22 protein-coding genes are annotated in these 25384 nt (G+C 65.7%); 12 read left to right on the top strand and 10 right to left on the bottom strand.

The features are described 5' to 3' along the window. Positions 1-14: 14 nt before the first annotated feature. On the bottom strand, positions 15-1223 hold the full coding sequence (nhaA, locus tag C8K36_RS22650; RefSeq protein ID WP_107987247.1) for a Na+/H+ antiporter NhaA: 1209 nt from the start codon (positions 1221-1223) through the stop codon (positions 15-17). 270 nt (positions 1224-1493) lie between these two features. Here nhaA and C8K36_RS22645 point away from each other — a divergent pair, with 270 nt between their 5' ends. Both C8K36_RS22645 and C8K36_RS22640 read left to right on the top strand, forming a co-directional pair. Continuing rightward, on the top strand, positions 1494-2849 hold the full coding sequence (locus tag C8K36_RS22645) for an MFS transporter (RefSeq protein ID WP_107987340.1): 1356 nt from the start codon (positions 1494-1496) through the stop codon (positions 2847-2849). A 214-nt stretch (positions 2850-3063) separates the two neighbouring features. Continuing rightward, positions 3064-3804 carry a DUF11 domain-containing protein gene (locus C8K36_RS22640; RefSeq protein WP_258195560.1) on the top strand — a complete coding sequence of 247 codons (741 nt, stop codon included), beginning with the start codon at positions 3064-3066 and terminating at the stop codon, positions 3802-3804. Between the two features lie 30 nt (positions 3805-3834). On the opposite strand, the gene C8K36_RS22635 is transcribed toward C8K36_RS22640, so the two are convergent. From C8K36_RS22635 to C8K36_RS22620, 4 genes are all read right to left on the bottom strand, one after another. Next, the gene (locus C8K36_RS22635) at positions 3835-4197 is read right to left on the bottom strand and encodes a Zn-ribbon domain-containing OB-fold protein (protein WP_107987243.1); all 363 of its coding nucleotides are present in this window, start codon (positions 4195-4197) and stop codon (positions 3835-3837) included. Between the two features lie 138 nt (positions 4198-4335). Then, positions 4336-6666: an ATP-binding protein gene (locus C8K36_RS22630; RefSeq protein WP_107987241.1), complete on the bottom strand. Its 2331-nt coding sequence runs from the start codon at positions 6664-6666 to the stop codon at positions 4336-4338. Between the two features lie 22 nt (positions 6667-6688). Further along, positions 6689-7885: a CaiB/BaiF CoA transferase family protein gene (locus C8K36_RS22625; RefSeq protein WP_181319689.1), complete on the bottom strand. Its 1197-nt coding sequence runs from the start codon at positions 7883-7885 to the stop codon at positions 6689-6691. Further along, entirely contained in the window at positions 7882-8688 is an 807-nt protein-coding gene (locus C8K36_RS22620) for an enoyl-CoA hydratase-related protein (RefSeq protein ID WP_107987237.1), read from the bottom strand. The genes C8K36_RS22625 and C8K36_RS22620 overlap by 4 nt, the downstream gene beginning before the upstream one ends. 303 nt (positions 8689-8991) lie before the next feature. On the opposite strand from C8K36_RS22620, the gene C8K36_RS22615 reads away from it, so the two are divergent. The 10 genes from C8K36_RS22615 (at position 8992) to C8K36_RS22570 (ending at position 21531) form a co-directional block, all read left to right on the top strand. Continuing rightward, the gene (locus tag C8K36_RS22615) at positions 8992-10125 is read left to right on the top strand and encodes an acyl-CoA dehydrogenase family protein (RefSeq protein WP_107987235.1); all 1134 of its coding nucleotides are present in this window, start codon (positions 8992-8994) and stop codon (positions 10123-10125) included. Between the two features lie 5 nt (positions 10126-10130). After that, complete coding sequence (locus C8K36_RS22610) at positions 10131-11237, top strand: acyl-CoA dehydrogenase family protein (protein ID WP_146176526.1); 1107 nt, start codon at positions 10131-10133, stop codon at positions 11235-11237. 25 nt (positions 11238-11262) lie between these two features. Beyond that, on the top strand, positions 11263-12261 hold the full coding sequence (locus C8K36_RS22605) for an alpha/beta hydrolase (protein WP_107987338.1): 999 nt from the start codon (positions 11263-11265) through the stop codon (positions 12259-12261). After that, the gene (locus C8K36_RS22600; protein WP_107987231.1) at positions 12258-13721 is read left to right on the top strand and encodes an aldehyde dehydrogenase; all 1464 of its coding nucleotides are present in this window, start codon (positions 12258-12260) and stop codon (positions 13719-13721) included. The genes C8K36_RS22605 and C8K36_RS22600 overlap by 4 nt, the downstream gene beginning before the upstream one ends. Continuing rightward, positions 13718-14827, top strand: a complete 1110-nt coding sequence (locus C8K36_RS22595) for an NDMA-dependent alcohol dehydrogenase (protein WP_107987229.1) — start codon at positions 13718-13720, stop codon at positions 14825-14827. The genes C8K36_RS22600 and C8K36_RS22595 overlap by 4 nt, the downstream gene beginning before the upstream one ends. Positions 14828-15093: 266 nt before the next feature. Further along, a complete protein-coding gene (locus tag C8K36_RS22590; protein ID WP_420910931.1) occupies positions 15094-16707 on the top strand; it encodes a flavin-containing monooxygenase in 1614 nt (537 codons plus the stop codon). A 27-nt stretch (positions 16708-16734) separates the two neighbouring features. Beyond that, on the top strand, positions 16735-17667 hold the full coding sequence (locus tag C8K36_RS22585) for an alpha/beta hydrolase (RefSeq protein WP_107987227.1): 933 nt from the start codon (positions 16735-16737) through the stop codon (positions 17665-17667). Positions 17668-17685: 18 nt separating this feature from the next. Beyond that, on the top strand, positions 17686-18465 hold the full coding sequence (locus C8K36_RS22580) for an SDR family NAD(P)-dependent oxidoreductase (RefSeq protein ID WP_107987225.1): 780 nt from the start codon (positions 17686-17688) through the stop codon (positions 18463-18465). Between the two features lie 46 nt (positions 18466-18511). Beyond that, positions 18512-19327 (top strand): SDR family NAD(P)-dependent oxidoreductase, encoded by an 816-nt coding sequence (locus tag C8K36_RS22575; RefSeq protein WP_107987223.1) that lies wholly within the window; start codon positions 18512-18514, stop codon positions 19325-19327. 206 nt (positions 19328-19533) lie between these two features. Beyond that, positions 19534-21531: a flavin-containing monooxygenase gene (locus tag C8K36_RS22570; RefSeq protein WP_107987221.1), complete on the top strand. Its 1998-nt coding sequence runs from the start codon at positions 19534-19536 to the stop codon at positions 21529-21531. 125 nt (positions 21532-21656) lie between these two features. Here C8K36_RS22570 and C8K36_RS22565 read toward each other — a convergent pair whose 3' ends face one another. From C8K36_RS22565 to C8K36_RS22545, 5 genes are all read right to left on the bottom strand, one after another. Further along, positions 21657-22346 (bottom strand): Dabb family protein, encoded by a 690-nt coding sequence (locus C8K36_RS22565; RefSeq protein ID WP_107987219.1) that lies wholly within the window; start codon positions 22344-22346, stop codon positions 21657-21659. Next, positions 22339-22683 carry a hypothetical protein gene (locus C8K36_RS22560; protein ID WP_107987217.1) on the bottom strand — a complete coding sequence of 115 codons (345 nt, stop codon included), beginning with the start codon at positions 22681-22683 and terminating at the stop codon, positions 22339-22341. The genes C8K36_RS22565 and C8K36_RS22560 overlap by 8 nt, the downstream gene beginning before the upstream one ends. Before the next feature lie 87 nt (positions 22684-22770). Next, on the bottom strand, positions 22771-23469 hold the full coding sequence (locus C8K36_RS22555; protein ID WP_258195559.1) for a GntR family transcriptional regulator: 699 nt from the start codon (positions 23467-23469) through the stop codon (positions 22771-22773). A gap of 157 nt (positions 23470-23626) precedes the next feature. Next, the gene (gene bphC, locus C8K36_RS22550; protein WP_107987213.1) at positions 23627-24520 is read right to left on the bottom strand and encodes a biphenyl-2,3-diol 1,2-dioxygenase; all 894 of its coding nucleotides are present in this window, start codon (positions 24518-24520) and stop codon (positions 23627-23629) included. 27 nt (positions 24521-24547) lie between these two features. Further along, positions 24548-25384 (bottom strand): acyl-CoA dehydrogenase family protein (locus C8K36_RS22545; protein WP_107987211.1); only part of this gene is annotated, 837 nt, incomplete at its 5' end.

The raw sequence follows: 25384 nt of genomic DNA, 5'->3' as shown, positions 1-25384 counted from the left end.
TGCGCAAGTCGACCTCACACATCCGTGGCAGCGGCGCGGGCCTGATGAACCCGTCCGCGTCGCAACAGTAGCGCCGATCCGATCAGTGATGCAGCCAACGATGTTACGAGCACGGCGACCTTCGCGATGTCCGCTTCGCTGCCGTCGCCGATTCCTGCGAGTGCAAGATCGGCCACAAGCAGGCTAACGGTGAACCCGATCGCGCCGAGCACCGAGAGGGCGAACATGTCGCGCAGACCCAGGTTCCGCGGCTTCGTGGCGATGCCCAGACGGATCGCGAGCCACGAGACGCCGAAGATGCCGACGGTCTTGCCGACGAGCAGGCCCAGGATGATCGCGAGGCTGACCCGGTCGGTGAACAGCTTGCCCAGGACGTCGCCGTTGATGGGCACACCGGACGCGAACAGTGCGAACAGTGGGACGCAGATGGCCGCGGACCAGGGCTGGATGCGGTGCTCGAGCCTCGTCGCGGGCGCATGTTCCTCGCCCGGGTCGGTGCGGACGCGGGTGAGGAGTCCGAGTGCGACGCCGGCAAGGGTCGCGTGGATGCCGGCCTCGTGGACGCTGTACCAGGTGAGCAGGACGAGCGGGACGTAGAGGAACGGTGTGGTGATCCGGCGGTGCTGCGCGTACCAGTAGGCGGCGAAGCAGGCGATCGCGGACAGGATCCACATCATCGCGAGCGACGTCGTGAACAGCACCGCGATGAGGATGATCGCGAGCAGGTCGTCGACCACGGCAAGACTGAGGAGGAACACGCGCGCACTCGCGGGGATTCGCGATCCGGTGAGGGCGAGCACGCCGAGGGCGAATGCGATGTCGGTGGCGACGGGGATGGCCCAACCTCGGTCCATGCCGGGGGTGCCGGCGCCGACGGTGGCCGCGATGATCGCGGGCACCAGCACACCGCCGCACGCGGCGATGATCGGGAGCAGCGCCTTCTTCCGATCGGCGAGTTCGCCGACGACGAGTTCACGTTTGAGTTCGAGGCCCGCCACGAAGAAGAAGATCGCCAGCAGGCCGTCCTGCGCCCAGGTGCCGACGCTGAGATTCAGGTGGAGCGCACTGGGGCCGATCTGCCAGTCGCGCAGATCGAAGTAGGCGTCCGACAAGGGAGAGTTTGCCCACACGAGGGCGACGGCGGCAGCTATCAGGAGGATGGATCCGCCGACCGTCTCCGTGCGGAGATAGCGGCCGAGTTCGGAGCGTGCGGCAGAAATCAAGGAAAGCCTCTCACCTGGGGTTTCGTCGGGCACAGCAAGACCATCGCCGACCAGACTTCCCGGCACTCCTCCTAGATCTTAACGCGTTCATTGCAACCGATCAGTCCGAAAGCGCCGCTTGCGGCACTTCTGGTGGCGGTGTTCAATTCCTACGGTTTGGGACGGACTTCCACTCAGTGGAAACGTCCACACGGGATCTCGGGGGATATCGGTGCAGGAGAAGGACACGTGAGCAAGGGTGTGGAGTCCGCCGAGCGCGGACAGGGCGAGCTGGCGGCCCCGGACGACGGGACCGTCGGGGGTGTCCCCCGGAGCCGGATCGTGGTGGCCAGCATGGTCGGCACGTCGATCGAGTTCTACGACTTCTACATCTATGCGACGGCTGCGGTGTCGGTGTTCCCGCACCTGTTCTTCCCGAAGGGCAACGACACGACGGCGCTGTTGGCGTCGTTCGCGACGTTCGGTCTCGCGTTCGTCGCGCGTCCGCTGGGTTCGATCCTGTTCGGTCATTTCGGTGATCGCATCGGGCGCAAGGCCACGCTGGTCGGCTCGCTGCTCACGATGGGCGTCGCGACGTTCCTGATCGGCCTCCTGCCGACCTATCACGCGGTCGGCCTGTGGGCGCCGGCTCTGCTGGCGTTGATGCGGTTCTGTCAGGGTCTCGGCCTCGGCGGTGAATGGTCCGGCGCGGCACTGCTCGCGACGGAGACCGCGAAGGGCGGTAAGCGGGCCTGGGCGGCGATGTGGCCGCAGCTGGGTGCGCCGATCGGCTTCTTCTTCGCGAACGGACTGTTCCTGCTCCTCACGCTGGCGCTCGGCTACACCAGCAGTTCGTCTCCCGATCTGGACAGCGCGTTCCTCACCTGGGGCTGGCGCATCCCGTTCCTGCTGAGCGCGCTGATGGTGATGATCGGTCTGTACGTGCGCCTCAAGATCGAGGAGACGCCGGTCTTCGCCCGGGCCGTCGCGAACGGGGAGAAGGTCAAGACCCCGCTCAAGGAGGTCTTCAAGACCAGCTGGCGTCAGCTGATCATCGGCACGTTCGTGATGCTCGCGACGTACACGCTCTTCTACATCATGACCACATGGGTGCTCAGCTACGGCACCGGCAAGACCGCGGACGACGGCGGGTACGGCGCGGGGTTCCAGTACCGCGAGTTCCTGGTGCTGCAGCTGGTGGCGGTGCTGTTCTTCGCGGCGACCATCCCGGTTGCCGGCTGGCTCGCAGACCGCTTCGGCCGTCGCATCACGCTGCTCGTCATCACCGGCGCGATGATGGTCTTCGGTCTGACGTTCGGGCTCCTGCTCGCGGCCGACGGCATGAGCGATGCCCGGATGCTGTTGTTCCTCGTCATCGGCATGGTGCTGATGGGCTTCACGTTCGGTCCGATGAGCGCCGTGCTGCCGGAGCTGTTCCCCACGAACGTCCGCTACACGGGTTCGGGTATCGCCTACAACACCGCGAGCATTCTCGGTGCGGCCGTCGCCCCGTTCATCGCCACCTGGCTGGCCACCAGCTACGGCGTCGGCTGGGTCGGCATCTACCTGCTGATCGCCTCGGCGCTCACCTTCGTCGCGCTGCTGATCATGCGCGAGACCAAGGACGAGTCGCTCGACAATGTGTGACGCTCGAGCCCTGACGGGCACGTCTCCGCGATGGTGTGGGGGCGTGCCCGTTTCGGCATTCGTGGAGATATCCGGGATTCGTGAACCCCCACCCGTCGGTTTCCATTCGCGCGCATTCATCGCGAATATCCAGTATCTTCCGAAACGCTTGTAATACGCGGCACCTGAGTTCGAACCCGATTTGTCCTGAATGTGGCGAAAAGGAGTTTCCAGCGTGCGTAATTCCGGTACAGCTTTCCGAATTCTGGCCGTCACGGTGCTCACCGGTCTGGTTGCGCTGACGACGGTGGTCTTCGGTCCGATCAGCATCGCTCAGCCTCCTGCAGGCGGCCTCTCGCTGGCGAAGACGGCCTCCCCGACGATTGGTCTCGAATCGGGGGACACGGTCAGCTACACGTTCGTGGTGACGAATAACGGGGCAACTGCGGTCTCCGATATTGCCGTGGAGGAACTCGCGTTCTCGGGTTCCGGCGGGGCGCCGGACGCCGAATGCCAGGCGACGACACTCGACCCCGGGCAAACGACGACCTGTACTGCCGAGTACGAGGTGACCGACGAGGATCAGGCTGCCTGTCTCATCACCAACGAGGCCCGGGCGACCGGCGTCGACCCCGGCCCGGTCGCGTCGGCGCCGTCAGCGGCGCGGGTCGTCACGGACTGCGCCGGCGACTTCGCCGGGAGCGCGATCCTGCCGGCCGCACTGGGATCGACGGAGGGGGCATTGTTCGCTCTGGCGCCGCTGGCCCTGGGCTCGTTGGGGCTGGGGTCCCTGGGCTCGCTCGGCGCCCTCGGCGGCCTGATCGGCGTCGCACTCACGACCCCCTATCAGCCGGCCCCGGCTGCTCAGTGCCTGAACGAGCCTTTCCAGAACGTGCCGTTCCCGTACGTGCCGTTGCTGACCTCTCCGTGCCCGAGTGCACAGGACCCGAACGCGCAGGGCCCCGAAACGCCCTGACCGGGTGTGCGTCGAGGTTCTCTGCCTGCGCTACTGGCACACGAACAGCGGGTAGGGTTCGCCGGCGATCATGCGGTCGTAGCGGACGCGGGCTCGCTTCTGGTTTCCGTCGAGGGCTCCCTCGATCCAGGCGTACGTCCACGGTCCTTCGTCGAGGGCGACGATCGCAATCGTGTACGGGGTGAAGTCCGTGCATGTCCTGCTGGGGGAGATCTCGATGACGGTCCAGGACACGATCGACCCGGTGCCCTCGGACGACGTCCGGCTGATCGCGGTGTTTCGGCAGGACGAGCACGTGGTCGCGTCGGGGGCGAGCAGGGTGCCGCAGGCGTCGCAGCGGCCGATCGTGAAGCTGTCCACGGTGGTGGCGGGGGGAAGAGTCTGAGTGTGCATCGGGAGACCTCGACTTCGTGAAGCTTGGGTTGTCCGGCTCCCACAGTTCCAAGAGAACTGCAACGTCACGACGGCAGAAGTACCCGGGCCCATACCTGTTTCCTGCGGGCACGTACCTGGGAGCGGTAAAACCCCAGTTCAGGAGGCATCGCTGTCGGCCTGTCTGCCCTGTTCGACGATCCACGCGGCGATCTGGGTGCGCGAGTTGAAGCCGAGTTTCGCCAGAGCATGCTCGACGTGGCCCTGGACGGTGCGCTGCGAGATGACCAGTTTCTCGGCGATCGCCTTGTTTGTCAGCCCCTGCGCCACCAGTTCGGCGACCTCCTGCTCCCGGGGCGTCAGGTTGGTCGCCGATCGCTCCACGGGCGCCTCCTGAGGAAGCTGATCGTCGACGGCGAAGCTCACCACCTCGTCCCGCGCCAACCTGCGGCCCTTGCGTACGGCGGCATCGAACGCCTGGTCGCCGAGAGCGTTCCGGCACAGGTCGCGGGCTTCTTCACGGTTGTGGCGCAGGGCGGGAATCACGACGCCCGGATTGCCGGCCGCGGACCACAGGGCGTCGGCGCCGCCCAGCAGGATCGCGGCCCGCTGGAACTGCCTGGTCGCGGTTGCCGTCCAGGAGAGCCCCTCCATCGAGATCGCCGTTCCGAGCAGGTCGTCGACGCCGTCGCTCAGCTTCACCGCCTTCTCGAACAGCGGCCGCGCCAGGTACGGGTCGTCGTGCCACTGGGAGAGCCCTCGCATGCACAGCGCGTACGAGCGGTAGATCGATTCGCCGTGGGCGCGGGTGATCTCGAGGACCTCGTCCGTGTACTCGGCGGTCGCCTCGCTTTCACGCAGAATCGCAGTCGCCGTGGCGAGACCGAGGACAGTCGAGATGTGACGTAACAGGTTCCGGCCGGTGCGGACCTCGGCGAGGATGCTTCCGAGGAGTCGGATCGCTTCGGTCGGATCACCCGCATAGATCTGTAGATGTCCGGCTGCATGGATGGCGACGATTTCGGTTTCCCGGTCCTCGATCCGGGCCGCCACTTCGTGTGCTGCGGCGACGAGAGTGAGCCCCGTGGCCACATCGCCCTGGTTCGCGGCGAGAATCGAGGCGGCGGCCAGCGCCTTTGCCCGCTCCGCAGTCGGATCCTGACCTTGTGCGGCGAGCACCCGCCCGAGCCACAGGCGCCCCTCGTTGAGGAGGCCCCGGGAGATCCAGAAGATGTAGAGCACGTTGGCGATGCGTAGGCCGTTCTCTGCCTCGCCGGGTTCGGTCATGCAGTACTCGAGCGCATCGCCCAGATTCGGACGCTCCCGCCCGAGCCGGGCAACCCAGACAGGCTGGTTCGGTCCGATCCATTCCTCCTCGCACCGCCGGGTCAGTGCCTGGTACCAATCACGGTGGCGTCGGCGCAGGTCTGCGTATTCGCCTGCCTCGTGCAGGCGTTCGAGGCCGTAGTCGCGCAGGATTTCGAGCAGCCGATATCGCACGACCCCGGTGTGTTCCTCTCTGATCAGGATCGATTTGTCGACAAGGGAAGCAACGACATCGAGCAGGTCGTCCGGGGCGAGGTCGCCGGCGGCGATCGCCTCGGCCGCGTCGAGTTCGAAACCGTGCGGGAACACCGCAACCCGCCGCCACACTTCCTGTTCGGTCGGATTGCAGAGGTCATGGCTCCAATCGACACTCATCCGCAGCGTCTGCTGCCGGTCGGGGGCCGCGCGACTTCCTCCTGTGAGCAGACGGAACCGATCGGTGAGGTGCTCGAGCACCTGGTCGACCGACATCGCCCGCAGCCGCGCCGCCGCGAGTTCGATCGGCAGGGGAAGCCCGTCCAGTTCGGAGCAGATCGCCACCACCGACTCGCGGTTGTCGTCGGTGAGCTCGAAGCCGGGCACCGCGGCGGCAGCCCGCTCGGTGAAGAGACTGATCGCCTCGTACTGAGCGAGCGCCCGGAGGGGCGTCGATTCGTCGGGTACCGGAACGGTGAGGGGCGGGACGCGGAGCACCATCTCGCCACCGATCGCGAGGGGCTCGCGGCTCGTCGCCAGTATCCGGAGCTCGGGGCTCCCACGGAGCAGGGTTTCGGCGAGTTTCGCCACGTCGTCGATCAGGTGTTCGCAGTTGTCGAGAACGAGCAGGAGCTTTCGCGATGCCAGATAATCGGTGAGCACCTGGGTGGTCGGGACCGTCGACTGCTCGCGCAGCCCCAGTGCCGCGGCCACGGTCTCGGCGACCAACTGGGGGTCGCGCCGCTCCCCGAACTCGACGAGCCAGACGCCGTCGTCGAACGCCCGCTGCGAGTCGGCCGCCGCGCGCAGCGCGAGTCGAGTCTTTCCGACCCCGCCTATCCCGGTGAGCGTCACCAGCCGCGACATCCCCAGCAGTCGTCTCGTCTCGGTCACCTCGCGGCGCCGACCGACGAAACTGGTCAGATCCTGAGGCAGGTTGCCGACCTTGCCTCGCACGGCGGGTGCCATCCGCGACCTTCTTTCGGTCTTCTCAGGTCACGGTACGCCTGCTCGTGGAGACATCGCTGTCGCTTGCCAGCCAGCGATCGACGGCGGCAGCGCCTGCACCGAGGCGGTGCAAGCTCGGCGCATTGCGGGGCGATTCCAACGTGGAGGCGCTGAATCGCGCTGCCGGTCGCGAAACGAGATATGCCTCGCCCGAGGAGTCCCGGACCTCCTGAAAGAAGTCCACGGCCGCGAGGTGTTCGTCGGAGAACAGGTCATCGACACCGGTGATCGGCATGGCGGGCACGTCGAGTTCGTCGAGGATCTTCAACCATTCCCCGGTGGACCGCTTCTCGAGCAGTTCCTCGAGAATGACGTACAACTCGTCGATGTTCCGGTTCCGTGCCTCGACGGTCCGGTAGCGGTCCTGGTCGAGTAGTTCGGGCATGTCCACGAATTCCAGGAACCGGCGCCAGTGGCCCTCGTGGTAGACGACGACGGAGATCAGTCCGTCCGACGTCCGGTACGGCCGACGATGCTCCGATCGCATGCGCGCATACCCTGTGGGTCCCTCCGGTGGGAGGAACGCCCGCCCACCCCACTGCTCCATCAGGGTGAAGCCGACGAGGGTCTCGAACATCGGAACCTCGATCGACTGCCCGAGTCCGGAGCGCTCGCGCCAGAACAGTGCTGCCGTGATGGCGTTCGCTGTCGCGAGCCCTGCGACCTTGTCGGCGATCGGCGACGACATGTAGGAAGGCTTTTGTGCCACAAGGGTTTGCAGCCATGCCAGCCCCGAGGCCGCCTGGATGCAATCGTCGTACGCAGGCCGCCCCGCGTACGGCCCATTGCTGCCGTATCCGGTTATGGCCGCGTGGATCAGTCGTGGATTGATCTCCAGTGCGGTCTCGGGCCCGATGCCGAGTCGGTCAGCGGCCGTCTGGCGCATATTGTGAACCAGGCAGTCCGCCTTCTCGATCAGCGCCCGGACAGTCGCTCGCGCCTCGGATGACTTCAGATCCATTTCGATGCTCGACTTGTCCCGGTTGCTTGCCACGAAGACACTTGCCATACCGGGTGTACGAGTCGTGCCGAGGTTGCGGGTGATGTCGCCGCCCGGTGCCTCGATCTTGATGACGTCCGCTCCCATCTCGGCCAGCAGTTGCGTGCAGTACGGGCCCGAGAACGTCGTGGTGAAGTCGAGGACGCGGATGCCGCCGAGCGGGCCGGTGTGGGTGCTCACGCGTGACCGCCGGCGACGCTGGGCTTGTTCGGCTTGGTATTCCAAGCGGTTTCGCCCTTGCGGCCCATCGACCACATCTGCACTCCGCGTTCGATCTCGACGGCCGCAGGCCACGGAACTCCGGGCGGATCGAGTTCGAGGCGCGCACTGTTCTTGATGCGTCGCGCGAGAACTGGATCCTGTGCTGCGATCGAAACCAGTTCGATCGCCTTGCCCAGGATCTCGTCGGGGCCGGTGGTGTCCCAGGCGAGTCCGCGCCGCACCGCATCGGTGCCGGAGAGCGCCGCGCCGAGTACGCCCATCGCGAGTGCCTGCTGACGTCCGACGGCGCGGCCGAGTAGCGCCAGGTGTCCGCCGCCGGGATGGATGTGGCGCGCGAGGAATCCGCTGTCGAGCACCGCGTCCGGCGTGACGAGCATGACGTCGGTCGCGAGAGCAAGGTTCAGGCCGGCGCCCACCGCGCCTCCGACGACTGCGGACACCGTGGGCACCGGCAGATTGCCGATCCGCACGAAGGCGCCGTACACGGCGGATACCCTCGCCACTGCCTCGGACGAGGCGGGATCGGCAGACGAGATCGCGAGATCGCGGGTGTCTGCGCCACTGCAGAAGTACCGGCCGCGGGAGGCGACGACCGCCGCGCCGATCGACTCGTCTCGTTCGATCCGGTCGCAGTACTCGGCGATCTGTGTCGCCATTCGGATGGTGATCGCGCCCTTGCGATCCGGGTTGTCGAGGGTGATCTGCGCTATCGAGTTCTCGACGGCGAACAGCACCCGGGGGGTGGCCGGGGATTCGGGCATGGGCAACCTCGCGTGATGATGTCGACTCGGTGGTCCCGGCGCGATCGGATCGCACGGGCCGGTCCAGAATGCAGCACCGGAGATTGGATTACAAGATTGGATCCAATCTGTTGACAAAGTGCCGCCACCCACCTTGAATGAAGGCTCGGTAGGGCGAACGGTGTTCGCCGACTTACCTTCCCAGATCTCACGCCGCCATCGCGGCGGTCGGGTGCCGGTGCCGGACAGTCTGCGCGCGGAGTGCGCAGTCGTGGACGGCTTACCGGAGCGGGCGGGCACGGTGCGTTGTCGGAAGGTAGTTCATTGCTCACATTGGCAGCGGTAGGCGGCATCGCCGACGAACTCGTCGCGTTGCGTCGCGAGGTTCGCGAATTCCTGCGGGAGGAGATCGAGTCCGGTCGTATTCGGACCGAGGCCGACGCGTGGATGTCGGGAATCGACATCGACTTCAGCGGGCGGCTCGCCGCCCGCGGGTGGATCGGGATGACCATTCCAGTCGAGTACGGAGGCCACGGACTCACGGCCTTGGAGCGTTACGTCGTCACCGAGGAACTGCTGGCCGCGGGTGCGCCGGTGGCCGCACACTGGATCGCGGACCGGCAAATGGCGCCGGGCATCCTTCGGAACGGATCGGAAGCGCAGAAGCAGGCGTGCCTGCCGGGAATCGCGAGGGGGGAGAGGTTCTTCGCGATCGGCATGAGCGAGCCGGATTCCGGCTCGGACCTGGCGTCCATTCGAACCCGGGCCGTGGAGGTGGAGAGCGGCTGGAAGCTGTCGGGCACCAAGGTGTGGACAAGCGCGGCGCACGTCGCGACCGACATCGTCGTCCTGGCCCGAACCGATCGCGGCGAGTCCCGACACGAGGGTATGTCGCAGTTCCTGGTGGATCTGCCGCACCCGGACATTCACATCCGGCCGATCGTCACGATCGACGGTGAGCATCACTTCAACGAGGTCGTGTTCGAGGATGCTGTGATTCCCGCGACCAGTCTGCTCGGCAGGCGTGGCGACGGCTGGCGCCAAGTGACCGCGGAGTTGTCGAACGAACGTTCAGGTCCCGAAAGGATCTTGAGTACCCTCCCACTGCTGACGGCGTGGGCGAGCCGGGAATCCACCGAGGCTTCGCCGGTCGAGCGGCTGGAACTGGGACGGTTGGTCGGCCGCATGACGGTGTTGCGTCAACTGTCGCTCGCAGTTGCCGACCGACTACGCGCAGGCGAGAGTCCGGTGGCGGAAGCGGCGCTGGTCAAGGATCTCGGCACCCAGTACGAGGGCGACGTCGTGAATGTCGTCCGGCGGCATGCCGGCCCGGAGTCGGACGATGCCGGCGACCCTCTGGCCAGGCTGTTGGCGCAGTCCGTGCTTCATTCGCCGGCCTTCACCCTGCGCGGCGGAACGAACGAAGTGCTGCGCTCGGTCGTGGCGAAGGGACTGTGACAGCGATGCGGGAACATCATGCCGAACTCGGGAACGCCGTGCGGGCCGTCCTGGGCACTCGCCGCCGAACCGACTCCCGGCCGGTCGACGACGTCGACGGCCCGCTGTGGAAGGACCTGGAGGAACTCGGTTTCACATCGTTGACCGTGCCGCTCGAGCTCGGAGGATCCGGGGGAGATCTACTCGACGCCGCCGTGATCGTGCGCGAGTCCGTCACCGCTGCAGCGCCGTTGGCAGAAACGCTCTTTCTGGTCGGTCCGCTGCTCACTGCCGCCGGATTGTCGCTTCCACAAGGCCCGATAACCGCCGCGGCCGCCGAGAACGTGGAACTCGGTCGTGACGGCGACGGCTGGCATCTGTCCGGTGTGTTGCGCGGAGTGCCCTGGATCTCGGGAGCCGACCACGCCGTGCTGCTGGTGCGGCGTGACGGGCGTGACTCGGTCGCCCTCGTCTCGACCGGGGAGGCCGGATTCACAGTGGTTCAGGGACGCAACCTTGCCGGTGAACCGCGCGGGACGGCCCTGCTCGACCGGGTCAGGGTCGCTGCCATCGAAGATCTGGGTGGCGCCGACTGGTTCCGGAGGTTCGAACTGCTCGGTGCCACCGCGCGTGCCGTTCAGATGGCGGGCGCCGCCGGCGCGGTTCTCGCAGCAACCCGCGAGTACGTCCATGTGCGAAACCAGTTCGGCCGCCCACTGGTTGCCTTCCAGGCAGTCCAGCACCAGTTGGCGCGTTTGGCCGCGGACGTTGTGACGGTCGAAGTGGCTTCGGAGGCAGCCGTTCTCGCCCTCGTCGACGAGGATCCCCAAGCTGAACTACTCGTCTCGGCTGCAAAGGCCGAGGCGTCCTCGCTCGCCGGGCCGATCGCGTCCGCGGCACACCAGGCACACGGGGCGATCGGGTTCACGATGGAGCACTCGCTCGGCGCGTTCACCACTCGCCTGTGGGCCTGGCGTGACGAGTACGGAAACGAGCTCCGTTGGTGGAGTCGAATCGCCGATCTGGTGCACGGGTTCGATGGCGATCTGTGGGGGTTGGTGACGGGAACGGCACCGATTCGTCCGGGAGATGGACAAATCGATTGGCGGGTCGACAGTGGCGAGCAAGGCTGACGTGACAGTGGAACTCACCGCGGACATGGGCGACCGAGAGGAGACGACGGTGCTGCAGTGGGACGATGACGTGCAGGCAGTGCTCGCGGCTCGTCAGGCGAGGCCGACGTTGCAGGAGCTCGGTGTCGAGCGGTGCCGCAACATGCTCGAACAAGCTCCCCGACGACACGGGCCCGAGATGCGCAGCGTGCGGTCGACGGAGTTCGACGGACCGCACGGCTCCGTGCCGGTCCGCCTCTACACGCCCGAGGGCTGCGATTCACCTGCGCCGGCGCTGGTCTGGTTCCACGGTGGCGGCATGATCATGGGTTCCCTCGAGTCGTGGGATCACCTTGCCCGGGCACTGGCCGTCGCGTCCGGTGCGGTCGTGGTCAACGTCGGATACCGCCTCGCGCCGGAACACCGGTATCCGGTTGCCAACGACGAAGCGTATGCCGCCGTCGAATGGGTTGCCGCACAGCATGCCTCTCTCGGTGTGGATCCCGCACGCATCGCGGTGGGCGGCGACAGCGCAGGTGGGTCACTCGCAGCCGCGGCAGCCCTGCGTGCGCGCGACGACGGTGGGCCGGCGCTGGTTCAACAGGTGCTGGTGTATCCGGGTATCGAGCGTCGGTCGGCGCGAGCGTCGATGGTCGAGTTCGGGGACAGCCCTTTCCTTTGTGCGACGGATGTGGATTGGATGAAGTCGCTGTACCTGGGCGAGGACCCCGAGGCCGACGATTCGTACGGTGTACCCGCACTGGCAACCGACCTGTCGGGTCTGCCGGCCGCAGTCGTGGTGTCTGCCCGGTTCGACCCGCTGCGCGACGGAGTCGAGGAGTTCGGTGTGCGCTTGCGCGACGCCGGGGTCGAGACCGCGCTGCTGCGGTATCCCGGTGTCGGACACGGCTTCCTCGTCCAGATCGGATCGTTCGCACGCGCCGACGCTGCGCTCGCCGAGATCGGCGCGCTCGTGCGTGCCAAGTTCGCCTCTCGAGGCGCCTCGATCGACGTGGGTAATGCTATGTCGGAGATGCGTTCATGACGGTGCCGGACTACACCCGTCAGTGTCTGTTCATCGGCGGTCGATGGATCGTGCCGCACTCCACCGATACGCGACCCGTATACGAAGCGGCAACGGGGGAACTGCTCGGCACCGCACCTCTGGCAGACGCGGACGACATCGACACGGCGGTGTGTGCGGCGCGTGCCGCATTCGATTCGGGCCCGTGGCCTTCGATGCCGGTCGCTGAGCGCGCCGCGATGCTGCGTGCGTGGGCGGCGGAACTGGACCGGCGGGGGGACTTCACCGCTGAACTGGTGACCCGTGAGAACGGCATGCCGTCAGCCGTATCCCGGGGATCCAATGTGTCTGTCCCGGTAGCGCTTCTGCACAGGTATGCGGACCTGATCGAGTCCGGCCGGTTGGAAGAGGTTCGGCCGAGCGCGCGCGGTGCAACCATCGTGCGCAGGGCGCCCGTGGGTGTTGTGGCCGCGATCGTGCCGTGGAACTTTCCGCAGCTGATCGCGATGGCGAAGATCGCGCCGGCGCTCGCGGCCGGATGCACTGTCGTCGTGAAGCCCTCACCGGAGACTGCACTCGATGCCTATGTGCTCGCGGACGCCGCCGAGGCGGTCGGCCTTCCTGACGGCGTTGTCAACATCGTCCCTGCCGAACGGGATGCGAGCGCTGCACTGGTAGCTCACCCCGGTGTCGACAAGGTGTCCTTCACAGGCAGCACCGGCGCGGGGCGCCACATCGGCGAGGTGTGCGGCAGACTGCTCCGCCCGGTCACCCTCGAACTGGGTGGTAAGTCGGCTTCGATCGTGCTCGACGATGCGGATCTGGACGTGTTCGCCGCTCAGCTCGCGACTACCTCGTTCATCAACAATGGGCAGGCCTGCGTACTGCATTCACGCATCCTCGCGCCCCGTGCGCTGTACGAGGAGGTCGTGCGTACCGTTGCCGAGACTGCTCGATCACTCGTGGTCGGCAACCCGCTGGAACCCGATGTCACCTGCGGGCCGATGGTCTCGCAGGCTCATCGCGACCGCGTGCTCGGATATATCGAGGCGGCGCGCGTGTCGGGAGCCCGTCTGGTCACCGGCGGGCAGGCGCTCGACGGGGCCGGCTGGTTCGTCGAACCGACTGTCTTCGCGGACGTCGATCCGCGCAGCCGGCTGGCACAGGATGAGGTGTTCGGGCCCGTCGTCGCAGTGATTCCCTACGAAAACTTGGATGATGCCGTCGCGATCGCGAACGACAACCCCTACGGGCTCGCGGGAACGGTCTGGACCCGCGACGAGGACCGAGGGGTAGAGGTTGCACGTCGAATCCGAACGGGCACTTTCGGAGTGAACTACTACCAGATGGATCTCGGGGCGCCGTTCGGCGGAACCAAGTCGAGCGGTCTCGGTCGCGAACTCGGTCCCGAGGGCCTCGATGCGTTCGTCGAATACCAGTCGATCTACGTCGAATCCCGAGAACGGAAGGTCGGAGCATGAAGACTCGTGCGGCGGTGCTGTGGGCACCGGGAGAGCCTTGGTCGATCGAGGAGATCGACCTCGACGAACCCCGAACCGGGGAGGTGCTCGTCAAGCTGACCGCCAGTGGTCTGTGCCATTCGGATGAGCACTTCCGGGACGGAACGAGCGTGATCGGCTATCCGTTCATCGGTGGTCACGAAGGATCCGGGATCGTCGAACGGGTCGGACCCGGGGTCACCGAGCTCGTGCCCGGCGACCCCGTGGTGTTCAGCTTCATTCCTGCGTGCGGGAAGTGTCGTGCCTGCGCCAAGGGGATGTCGAGCGTGTGCGACATGGGCGCGCACATCGGCGTCGGGACCCAGATCTCCGACGGTACGTCTCGCCATCGCGTACGCGGTGAAGATGCGCGCCTGATGTGTGTCGTGGGAACGTTCGCCGAGCACACCGTGGTGAACCAGGCGTCGTGCGTGAAGATCACGCCCGACGTGCCCTTGGACAAGGCAGCGTTGGTGGGCTGCGGCATCCCCACGGGCTGGGGGTCGTCCGTGTACGTCGGGAAGGTCACCTCCGGTGACTCGGTCGTCGTCCTCGGCATGGGAGGAGTCGGCTGTGGCGCAGTTCAAGGTGCAGCCCTGTCCGGTGCCAGGCATGTGGTCGTCGTCGATCCCTCCCCGTTCAAGCGGGCGGAGGCGAAGAGGTTCGGCGCCACGCACACGGCGGGGACTGTCGAGGAGGCCAGAGCGCTCGTCCAGGAATTGACCTGGGGCGCGATGGCCGACGTTGTCGTCATCACGGTCGGCGTGATGACCGGTGGATTGCTTGCTCCCGCGATGTCATTGCTCGGCAAGGGTGGCACCTGTGTCCAGGTCTCGGTCGGCGACCCGGCCGAGACCGCAGTGGAACTGAGCCTCATCGATCTGACGTCCATGCGCAAGACCCTCACAGGTTCGTGGTACGGCAACGCGAATCCCAGATCGGATATCCCGCTCCTGCTCCGCATGTACATGGAGGGACGGATCCTGCTCGACGAGATGATCACCAAGACATATGCACTCGACGACATCAACACCGGATTCGAGGACATGCGGAGGGCTGAATCGATCCGCGGACTGATCGTCTTCTGAGTTCGACGATCGTCGGTATGTTCAGTCCTGCAACATCGTTCGATCGAGCCCGGGGGAAAATGGGTGCGAGGTCGTGACCCCGCACTCGGATCAAAGTGACCACTGGCCGGGAAAGTCGTCTTCTTCGTGCCGTTGATACTCCCTAGCGTGGACGGTGCCCGATCGATCCGGGAACCATCGTGCAAGTAGTGGAAGAAGGGCGTGTTTTCGTGAGTGCGACCAGCAGTCAGTTCGACGCAGTCGTTGTCGGGGCCGGCGTGGCGGGCATGTACGCGGTGCACAGCCTGCGGCAGCGGGGAATGTCGGTATGTGGATTCGAAGCGGCCGCAGGTATAGGCGGAACCTGGTATCACAACCGGTATCCCGGTGCGCGCTGCGATATCGAAAGCGTGGACTACTCCTTCTCGTTCTCCGAGGAGTTGCAACAGGAATGGACCTGGACGGAGCGGTTTGCGACGCAACCGGAGATCCTGGCCTATCTCGAACACGTCGCCGACCGCTTCGATCTGGCCCGTAGTTTCCGGTTCTCCACGCGGGTCACGTCCGCGGTCTTCGATGAGGACACCGCCCTGTGGACCGTGCGGACCGACGGCGGCGACGAGGTTGTTGCTCGGTTCTGTCTGTTCGCGACAGGATGCCTCTCCGCGGCCAACACTCCTGATATCGCGGGTCGCGACGACTTCGCGGGAGAGGCTTACCACACCGGCGAATGGCCGCACCGCGGCGTCGACTTCTCTGGCAAACGAGTGGGAGTGATCGGAACAGGATCCTCAGGCATGCAGTCGATCCCCTTGATCGCGCAGGAGGCGGACCACCTCTTCGTGTTCCAGCGCTCCGCCAACTATTCGATTCCGGCAGGGAACCGGCCTTTCGGCGAGACCGCGATGCGTGAGATCAAGGAGAATTACGCACAGCGCCGTCGTGAGGCCCGTTCGAGCGGAGGGGGATCCCCGTTCACTCCGTACCCCAAGGGCGCGCTCGAAGTGACCGAGGCCGAACGTACCCGGGTGTACGACGAGTGGTGGCAGCGTGGGGGAGTGCTGTTCAGCAAGGCCTTCCCGGATCAGTTGTCGAATATCGACGCGAACGACACCGCCCGAACCTATTGGGAGGCGAAGATCCGTGAACTGGTGGAGGATCCGAGCTTGACCGAGAAGTTGACCCCGGGCGACCACCCGATCGGCACCAAGCGCATTGTCACCGACAGTGGCTACTACCAGACCTTCAATCGTGACAACGTCACGCTCGTGGATCTGCGAGAGTCGCCGATCGATGCGATTACGCCCGGTGGCATCAGGACCACAGACCGTGAGTACGAGCTCGATGTGATCGTCTACGCAACCGGGTTCGATGCGATGACCGGTGCGCTCAACCGCATCGACATTCGGGGGAGGGGCGGACGTGCGTTGAAGGAAGAGTGGTCGGCCGGTCCGCGAACCTACCTGGGGCTGGGCGTGCACGGTTTCCCGAACATGTTCGTCCTGACCGGTCCCGGTAGCCCCGGTCCGCTCGCGAACATGGTCCTCGGTGCAGAGCAGCACGTCGACTGGGTCTCGAATTGCATGGGTTACCTGCGTGATCAGGGCGTCACCACGATCGAGGCCGACTCCGATGCTGTGGAGGCGTGGGTGGCGGAGTGCAACTCCCTCGCCGCGAAAACACTCTTCCCCGGCGCGAACTCGTGGTACATGGGCGCGAACATTCCAGACAAGCCGCGAGTGTTCATGCCCTATATCGGCGGGTTCGCCGTCTACGGGCGCATCTTGAACGAGGTTGCCGACGAGGGGTATCGGGGTTTCACACTCGCGGCCCCCACCGCCACCGCCACCCCCACCGCCACCGCCACCGCCACCGCCACTGCCGACCGCGCCGCGTCCTAGTCCCCCTGATTCTCGAGGAGATTCGCCATGACTATTCACCCCGAAGTCGCTGCCCTGCTGGCCGCTCTCGATGCGGGATTCCCCGACGTCACTACCGTTCCTCCGCTCGAACTGCGAGAGCTCATCCGCAGTCGACGGGCACCCTTGCAGCGACTGCCCGATATGACCGCGGTCCACGACCTCACGATCGACGGGCCGGGCGGGGCACTGCCACTGAGGGTCTTCGTGCCGCACCACGAGGACGCCGGCCTGCCGGTCGTCGTATTCGCGCACGGTGGCGGCTTCGTGTTCTGTGACCTCGACAGTCACGACGAGTTCTGTCGAGCGATGGCACAGGGCGTCGGAGCCGTGGTGGTGGCCGTGGACTATCGGCTCGCGCCCGAGTTCCCCGCACCGGCAGCTCACGAGGATGTCTACGCCGCGCTCGAGTGGGCGGTTGAGAACGCGGCCGAGTATGACGGGGACTCAACCCTTGTCGTACTGGCCGGCGACAGCGCCGGGGGGAACCTGGCCGCGACGGTTGCGATCGCAGCACGGGACCGTGGCGGCCCGGCGGTGTCGGCGCAGGTGCTTCTCTACCCGGTTATCGACGACGATTTCGAGACCGAGTCCTACCGCCGCTTCGGCAGCGGGTACTACAACACCACGACGGCGATGAAATGGTACTGGCAGCAATACGCGCCGAGCGGAACCGGTGACGCGCGGGTGGTCCCCACTCGGGCAGCGACTCTTTCGGGGTTGCCCCCCGCCGTCGTCGTGACCGCCGAGTTGGACCCGCCGTGTTCCGCCGGCGACGACTTTGCGCGGCGCCTGGCATCCGACGGCGTACCGGTCCGGCACCGCCGCTTCGACGGGCTGTTCCACGGGTTCCTGACGATCCCGTCGCTCTCGTTCACTGCGCCTGCGCGCGAGGAGATCTGGGCGCTGATGCGTGACACTCTCGCGATTGCGCACAACTGACCTCAGGAGGTTCTCGGCATGGTTACCAGCTTCTCGCTGAAGGACAGAGTCGCCGTCGTCACCGGTGGTGGGCAGAACACCGGGCTCGGCATCGCTCACACACTCGCCGCAGCCGGTGCACACGTGATCGTCAACGACATTGCCGCGGAGAGGGCAGAGGAGGCCGCCGCATCTGTTCGGGAGGCAGGCGGATCGGCGACCGCCGCGCCGTTCGACATCACCTCGTACGAGGACGTCGTCTCCGCGATGAAGCGGGTTCGTAGTGACATCGGCCGGATCGACATCTTGGTCAACAACGCGGGGTTACCGGCGGGCAGTCAGATGCTGCCCTTCCTCGATACCCCGCGGAACGAATGGAATCCGTACCTGGACATCAACATCTACGGGTCGCTGCACATGATGCATGCTCTCCTCCCCGGAATGATCGAGCAGGGCTGGGGCCGCGTCGTCCAGATTTCGTCGGGTTCGGGATCGGTGGCCAGTCGGGGCTTGGGAGGTACCTTCTACGGCGCGAGCAAGGCGGGCATCGAAGGCGCGGTGCGCCACATCGCGACCGAAGTCGGTCCGATGGGTGTCACGGTCAACACCCTCGCACTCGGACTCATGGAGAAGTTGCGCGACGTCATCGAATCCAAGGCCTCCCCGATGTTGAACGCAATCTGGGAAGGCAATGTAATGCAGCGGATCGGTACCGGTGAGGACGTCGGTGCGGCATGTCTGTGGCTCTGTTCCGATGCCGGTGAATTCGTATCGGGGCAGACGATTCACCTCAACGGCGGCTCATTCTCCGGCCGCTGACGCGTCCGGCACACGGCAGCAGCCTCGATCACTCGGGAGTACGAACATGCAGGATCTGGTCGGTCGCGTCGCGGTTGTCACCGGGGGAGCCAACGGTATCGGCGCAGGTCTGGCGCGGCGGTTTCTCCAAGAAGGAATGAACGTCGTCATCGCCGACAATTCCGTCCCGGACCTCCTCCGGGCCGAGAGCGAACTCGCGCCGCTCGGCGATGTCCTCGCCGTGGAAACAGATGTCGCCGAAGTAGATTCGGTGCAACGGCTGGCCGATGCTGCCGTCGCCCGGTTCGGTGCCGTGCACGTCCTGTGCAACAACGCCGGCGTCGGCGGGATGCAGCGGTTCTCGACCATCGATCAGCTCACCTGGGAGTGGACGGTGGGCGTCAACTTGTGGGGAGTTGTCCACGGTTGCCGGGTGTTCCTTCCTATTCTGGCGGCTCAGGACCAGGCGTACATCGTCAACACGGCGTCGATGGCCGGTTTCACGACCGGCCCCTATCAGGCGCCGTACAAGGTCACCAAGGCTGCGGTCGTGGCGCTCTCCGAGAGTTTGTCCAACGAATTTGCACACGAGTACCCCCACATCGATGTGGCAGTGCTGTGCCCGGCATACACGGCGACCGCGATCGGCAACGACGAGCGGAACGCACCCGCCGCGTACATCCCACGGGCGGAAGCCGACCCGGATCTGGCAGACCTTCGCGCGAAGGTCAGCAGGGCGATCACCGAGGAGGGGATGTCCACGGAGAGAATCGCCGACCTGGTAGTGCAGGGGATGGCCGCACGGAAAACTCATATCTTCCCCCACCCGGAGTGGCTGGACAAATGGCAGGAGCGGGTCGACTCTGTTCGCGCACAAGCGTGATCGGGTAGAGGGGAGCGTCTTCCGGAGCCCATCGTGCGCCACGCTTCCCGGCCGGGGAGGTGTTCGTCCGCTGAGCGGACGAACGCACTGTGCGCCGGTTCCGATGTGCGGTTGGTTGACGGTATATCGGCTCGCCGAGGGCTCGATCGCGATGCGTCGCAGGCCTGTGGAGTGCTGTCGATGCTCGACAATGAAGGGGATTCATCATGACTTTGACCTGGACGTCCGACGGGGCGACCGACGCGCGCGCGAGCGTGACAGATGCCGACCTCGAGATGGCGATCGATGCCGCGGATCCGGGTGCCCTGCTGATGGCGATGGTGCATGCGACCGGTGACCTGTCGCTGCTCGTCGAGTTCGAAGGCAAACTCGACGCAGCGACCCGTACGGCGAACACGGACACCGCGGCGTCGGCGACCCACTACGGAGTTCAGTCCGGTGCCAACGCGGTCCCACCGGGACAGTTTCCGGGGGTCATCGCAGACGAGGTGCGGGCTCGGGCTGCGGAGGTATTGACCACCGATTTACCCGTTGCGATCGATTGCCCGGATCCTGCACTCTTCCGGAGAATGGCAGCGCTGTGCACCGCGAGCATCGTGAACGAGGAGTTCATCCCGCTTCTTCTCGAGCAGGCCGGGTTCCAGAAGAGTCAGCGCTGCGTTCCCGTGACCAAGTCGCCCCCGGCGAACCTGGACGTGATCGTGATCGGCGCAGGCATGGTCGGTCTCAACGCCGCGATCAAGCTCGAAGAGGCAGGTTTTCGGTACACAGTGTTCGAGGCTGCCGACGGCATCGGTGGAACATGGTGGCGCAACACGTATCCCGGTGCAGCGGTCGATACACCGAGTCACTACTACTCGTACTCGTTCGAACTGAATCCCCACTGGACAAAGTACTACCCCCCGGGGCCCGAGTATCTCGAGTACATGCGCTCCGTCGCCGACAAATATGGGCTGCATTCCAAGATCTCGCTCTCGACCGAGGTTCTGTCGGCCGACTGGAACGAACCCGACCAGCGGTGGACCGTGGTGACCCGATCGGCAGACGGGGCCACACAGCAGCACACGGCCGCAGCGGTGGTTACGGCGCTCGGGATGCTCAACGCCCCGAACATCCCCGACATCGAGGGTCTGGGCACGTTCGAGGGGAAGATAGTGCACACCGCGGAGTGGGATCCGGAGTTGGATCTGTCCGGTAAGCGCGTGGTGATCCTCGGCACGGGGTGCACCGCGGTCCAGGTGGTGGCGAACATCGTCGACCAGGTGGCAAGTCTTGACGCAGTGGTGCGAAGCCCACACTGGATAGTCCCCGAGAAGGCCGTCGTCAACGAGGTGCCGGAGGGGGAGCGGTGGGCGATGCGCCACCTGCCCTTCTATCAGGAATGGTTCCGGCTCAAGGCGTACTGGCTCGCGTCGGACAACCTCTACCCCATGCCACGGATCGATCCGGAGTGGGCGGCAACTCACCTGTCAGCGTCGCAGGCCAACGATCGGGTACTGCAGACCGCCCTGCAGCACCTCGCCACCTCCTTCCCTGATCGTCCGGATCTGATCGAGAAGCTGACGCCGGACTTCCGGCCGTACGCCAAGCGAATCGTCAAGGACCCGGGCTTCTTTGCCGCACTCAATCGGGAGAATGTGGCCCTGCACCGTGCGTCGTTCGCGCGTGTGCACCACAACGGTGTGACGACCACTGCGGGTGACTTCATCGAGGCCGACGTCATCATCTTCGCTACCGGATTCAAGCTCCAGTTCGCGTCCTACATCGACATCACGGGGCGTGGGGGGCAGAAGCTGGCCGACCTCTGGGACGACGGCGACGATCCGCGGGCGTACTTGGGAATTCAGGTATCCGGGTTCCCCAACCTGTTCGTCACCGCCGGCCCGAATGCGGCTCCGAATCACGGTGCCGGACACAACCTCCTGAGCGAGGAGCAGGTCCACTACATCGTGGAGTGCCTGCAGCACCTGGTCGAGAGCGGGAATGCATCGATGGATGTCAAGGCGGAGGTGCAGGAAGAGTACAACAACAAGGTCGATGCGGCACTCGACCTCACGGTCTGGGCACACCCCGGCGAGGCCGCCACCGGCTACTACCGAAACAAGAAGGGGCGTGTCGTCGTCTCGTGCCCGTGGCGACTGGTCGACTACTGGACGATGCTCCGTCAGCCCACGATCGAGGACTTCACATTTACCCCCGCCTGAAGTGACCGACGTGACAAGCGCTTCGGCCCCGGTCGACACGAGGTGTGTCGACCGGGGCCGAATCCGTTTTCGAGGGTGAGCGTCAGGTCTTGGCGGCCGTCGGCGTCGACGATCAGGAACGGTAGCTACGACGCCTCCGCTGCAGGCCGCTTCGCGGGGGCGGCGCACTGCAATTGCGGGTGTAGGACACTGTTTTCCAGCTCGCAGAAGGTGTGGCACACCCGGTCACGGACCACCACCTCGATGCATTCGGGATCGAACCAGCGGTCCACCACTGCCCAGTGGACGGGATGATCGAGGTACTGTCCCGTGACGGCAGAGTGTCCGGTGAATTCCTGCTCCCACACATGTGTCCACTCGACCGGGCCGGTGGACTCGAGGACGCGGCTCAGGCGCCAGGCCCTGATCGACGAGATGTGTTTCGGCATGGACAGAAGGTCTCGCTCGAACCTGTCTATCGCGTCGTCGTCGGCAGTCGGGTGCACTCGCAGCAGCAACGTTCGGTACACGGAGGCTCGGGGTGCGCCTACGGCTCGTTCGGTGACACCGGAGGGATACTCCACGCCGTATACCTTGTCGACTTCTGTTGCGCCCAGGACGGACTCGACCGACGAACGGTGTCGTTGCCAATTCTCCCGATCCGAGTACTGGAGATGGACGATCAGATCGCCGCCGTTGATGACGCCCGACAGTGTCGGCGCCACGAGATGGTGGTTCGCGCCGGTGGCTACCTCGCGAAGCTCACAGGTGAGTGCCTGTCGCTCTTCGGCGCCCGCCGCCGTGCGAAAGTGCACCACCTTCGTCACGTTATACATTGCACAGCACCTCGACATCCTCCGTCGGCGCGGCCATGGATCGTGACCGCTCCACGATCAGTTCGTCCACCCGGTTCCACCACTCGCCGAGGGTCGGATCGGGCCGGCCCATCCGGGTCATGTCCCACCAGGCCGCGACGTTGTCGACCGTCCAGGTGGCGGTGACGGTGTTCGAATCGTCGTCCAGCCAGATCGGTGGGCTGACGAGTATGTGCGCAAGCGTCATTCCGCGCGCTCGCCCGCCGGGTACGTACTCGCTGGTGTACGAAGCCACGAACTCCCGGGCTCTACCGGGTTCGGTGACGACTCTGTCGATGACGAATATTCTTCCGGTCATGCATCAGAACGTAGTGCCGGAACACGTGATCGGAAATCGAAAAGACCGTTGGGCGGGAAAGGATTACATGGGAAGATCGAACGTGCGTCAGTGCTTCTCGGTTCGTGGACGGAGAGCGAGGTTCGCGCTCGCCTGCCCGCCCTGCCGGTGACCGTCCATCAGCTCGATGAGGCGGTCATTGTCGTGGGCCCGTAGTGCGTCGAGCATTTCCTCGTGTTCGCGTATCACCCGCGCGCGGCCTTCCGGGTCGTACAGGTAGACCGCGTGGTACGGCATTGCAAGGGTCCAGAGCCGCCGTAACTCGCCGACCACCAGGTCCAGGCCGGACTGTTCGAAGATGGCGAAGTGGAACGCCTGGTTTCGGAGTCGCATGTCGAGGAAGTCCATGCGTTCGGCGGCCGCCTTCACCTCGTCGTTCAACGTGGAGATCTCGTCGACCGTGGCGGAGTCGAAAAGCGGTAGGGCCCGTAGGGTTTCTCGTTCCAGTGCGGCGCGCATCAGATAGATCTGGTCAAGCTCGGACTCGGCGAGCCGGGCGACGGTGTACCCGACGTTGTGTACGTGTTCGACCAACCCGTCTGCGGTCAGCTGGCGCAGGGCCTCGCGAATGGGCAGTCGGCTCACGCCGAGCTGTTCGGCCATGGTCTCCTGCCGGATCTGCTGGCCGGGAGAGAGTTCGCCGGTGATGATCATCCGCCGGAGCTCGTCGGTAACTCGATTGGTCGCTCGTTCGGAGGCGGGAGCGCTCCGGCGCGTCTTCCCGGTCTGCCTGGCCTCGTCGGACAACGGCCCCTCCTCGCGCGGCACACTTTGTGCGGTGGATCCAATAGTGTAATCGCCGCACCGGGCGTGGGCCGGGCCGGTTGCCGAACGCGCCGTGCGTCCGTACCGCCAGGCGATCGGCGAAACGGAGGCACGGCGCGAGAGTTACGTGCTGCAGGAACTACAGCTCGGTGCGCGACCACGCGTGGCCCCAGTAGCTGTCGGCGGTGATCTCCTCGGCTGTGTAGAAGGTCTCGTCCACCTTCATGCCCTCGGTCCCGAACTCGATGTCCCACCCGCCGGGTGCCCCGACATAGAACGACACCATCTTGTCGTTGGTGTGCCGGCCCAGCGTCGATGACACCGAGAATCCGGCCTTCGTGACACGGTCGAGGGCCTGGCCGACGGCGTCGAGAGTGTCGACCTCCACCATCAGATGGATCAGTCCCGGGTCGCCGCTCTCGGGGAACGGACACAGGGCGAGGCTGTGGTGCCGCTCGTTGATGCCCAGGAACCGAATTCGCAACGGACCGAACTCCGGTGGAGCGGGAAGGCGGAACGCGCCGCGTGGCAGGAAGCCGAGCACGTCGGTGTAGAAATCCAACGATGCCTTCGGATCCGTGACAGGCAGGACCACGTGCCCGAGGCCCTGTGCGCCGGTGACGAACGTGGCGCCGAAGGGGGTGACGACCGGGCTGTGGTCGAGGACTGCGCCGTGGAAGACCTCGAGCGTGGTGCCGGCGGGATCCTGGAAGGTGATCACTTCCTCGACGCGCCGCGCATCGGCCTCTTCGACGGACAGCGGCTTGACGGCGATACCTGCGGCCTCGACGGCACTCTGCACGCGGGCGAGCGCGGCATGGTCGCGGACCTCCCAGCCGACGGTGACGACACGGTCGGCGTCGCCCTTCTTCACGGCGATTCGAGCCGCCCGCTCATCCATTCTCAGGTAGAGCGTGTCCTCGTCGGGGCCGCTACCCTCGGCGAATCCCAGAACGTCGAAAGCGAATGCTCGCCAGCGGTCGATGTCGGCGGTCTGCACCGTGACATAGCCCAGGCTCTTCAGATCGGTCACAGTTGGTGTCCCTTCGTGGTTCGAATGTCAGATCATGACGCGCAGCGGGCCCTGCGGGTCGACGCCGAGACCGCTCAGCGTCGCCGCGTGGTACACGGTGCCCGGCACGTGGATCGCGTGGTGCAGGCCGGCGTGTGCGTCACGCCAGAACCGCTGCATCGGCTTGTCCATGCGCAGCGCGTTGCCGCCGCAGCGGGCGTAAACGGCGTCGATGGCCTGCACGGCCTGCCATGCGGCGTTGACCTGGGTCTCGCGGCCCTGAGCGCGCTGCTCGAACGTCGGGGTCTTGCCGGCGTCGACCAGATCCCACATGCGATCGACGTTGGCCAGCAGGGAGTCCCGGGCCGACTGCAGCTTCGCGGTGGCCTCTCCGACCGCGAACATCGTGTACGGATCGTCCTTGATGGCGGTGCCCTGCGGGTTGATTCGCTCGCGCTGGTACTCGTTGGCGTGGTGCAGCACGCCTTCACAGATGCCGATCGTGGCCGACGTGATGCCGAGCGGGAACATCACCGACCACGGCATGAGGAAGAGGGACTCGGTGCGGCCGTACTTGCGGACGGCGGTGCCGTCGATGACCTCAGCCGCGTCCATGACGCGATGCGTGGGCACGAAGACGTCTTTGACGACAAGGTCTTTGGAGCCGGTACCGCGCAGGCCGACGACGTCCCACGAGTCCTCGATGATCTCGTAGTCGCTGCGGGGGATGATCACGTGCAGGCCCGTCGGTGGCATGGCCATCTGCCCGTCGGCATCGGTTAACCAGGCGCCGAGGAAGGCCCAGTCGCAGTGGTCGGTTCCGGAGGAGAACGACCACTTGCCGGAGAACTTGTAACCGCCGTCGACCGGCACGCACATGCCGCC

The sequence above is a fragment of the Rhodococcus sp. OK519 genome (genome assembly GCF_003051005.1).
In the GTDB taxonomy this organism is placed as follows: Bacteria; Actinomycetota; Actinomycetes; order Mycobacteriales; family Mycobacteriaceae; genus Prescottella.
This window is presented reverse-complemented; position numbering and strand designations above follow the sequence as displayed.

Coding starts and splice junctions, on each gene's coding strand:
- C8K36_RS22560 (WP_107987217.1), bottom strand. CDS start 22,683: ATGACCGGAAGAATATTCGTCATCGACAGAGTCGTCACCGAACCCGGT.
- C8K36_RS22585 (WP_107987227.1), top strand. CDS start 16,735: ATGACTATTCACCCCGAAGTCGCTGCCCTGCTGGCCGCTCTCGATGCG.
- C8K36_RS22605 (WP_107987338.1), top strand. CDS start 11,263: ATGGGCGACCGAGAGGAGACGACGGTGCTGCAGTGGGACGATGACGTG.
- C8K36_RS22595 (WP_107987229.1), top strand. CDS start 13,718: ATGAAGACTCGTGCGGCGGTGCTGTGGGCACCGGGAGAGCCTTGGTCG.
- C8K36_RS22565 (WP_107987219.1), bottom strand. CDS start 22,346: ATGTATAACGTGACGAAGGTGGTGCACTTTCGCACGGCGGCGGGCGCC.
- C8K36_RS22575 (WP_107987223.1), top strand. CDS start 18,512: ATGCAGGATCTGGTCGGTCGCGTCGCGGTTGTCACCGGGGGAGCCAAC.
- C8K36_RS22600 (WP_107987231.1), top strand. CDS start 12,258: ATGACGGTGCCGGACTACACCCGTCAGTGTCTGTTCATCGGCGGTCGA.
- C8K36_RS22590 (WP_420910931.1), top strand. CDS start 15,094: ATGTACGCGGTGCACAGCCTGCGGCAGCGGGGAATGTCGGTATGTGGA.
- C8K36_RS22580 (WP_107987225.1), top strand. CDS start 17,686: ATGGTTACCAGCTTCTCGCTGAAGGACAGAGTCGCCGTCGTCACCGGT.
- C8K36_RS22630 (WP_107987241.1), bottom strand. CDS start 6,666: ATGGCACCCGCCGTGCGAGGCAAGGTCGGCAACCTGCCTCAGGATCTG.
- C8K36_RS22635 (WP_107987243.1), bottom strand. CDS start 4,197: ATGCACACTCAGACTCTTCCCCCCGCCACCACCGTGGACAGCTTCACG.
- C8K36_RS22610 (WP_146176526.1), top strand. CDS start 10,131: ATGCGGGAACATCATGCCGAACTCGGGAACGCCGTGCGGGCCGTCCTG.
- C8K36_RS22570 (WP_107987221.1), top strand. CDS start 19,534: ATGACTTTGACCTGGACGTCCGACGGGGCGACCGACGCGCGCGCGAGC.
- C8K36_RS22620 (WP_107987237.1), bottom strand. CDS start 8,688: ATGCCCGAATCCCCGGCCACCCCCCGGGTGCTGTTCGCCGTCGAGAAC.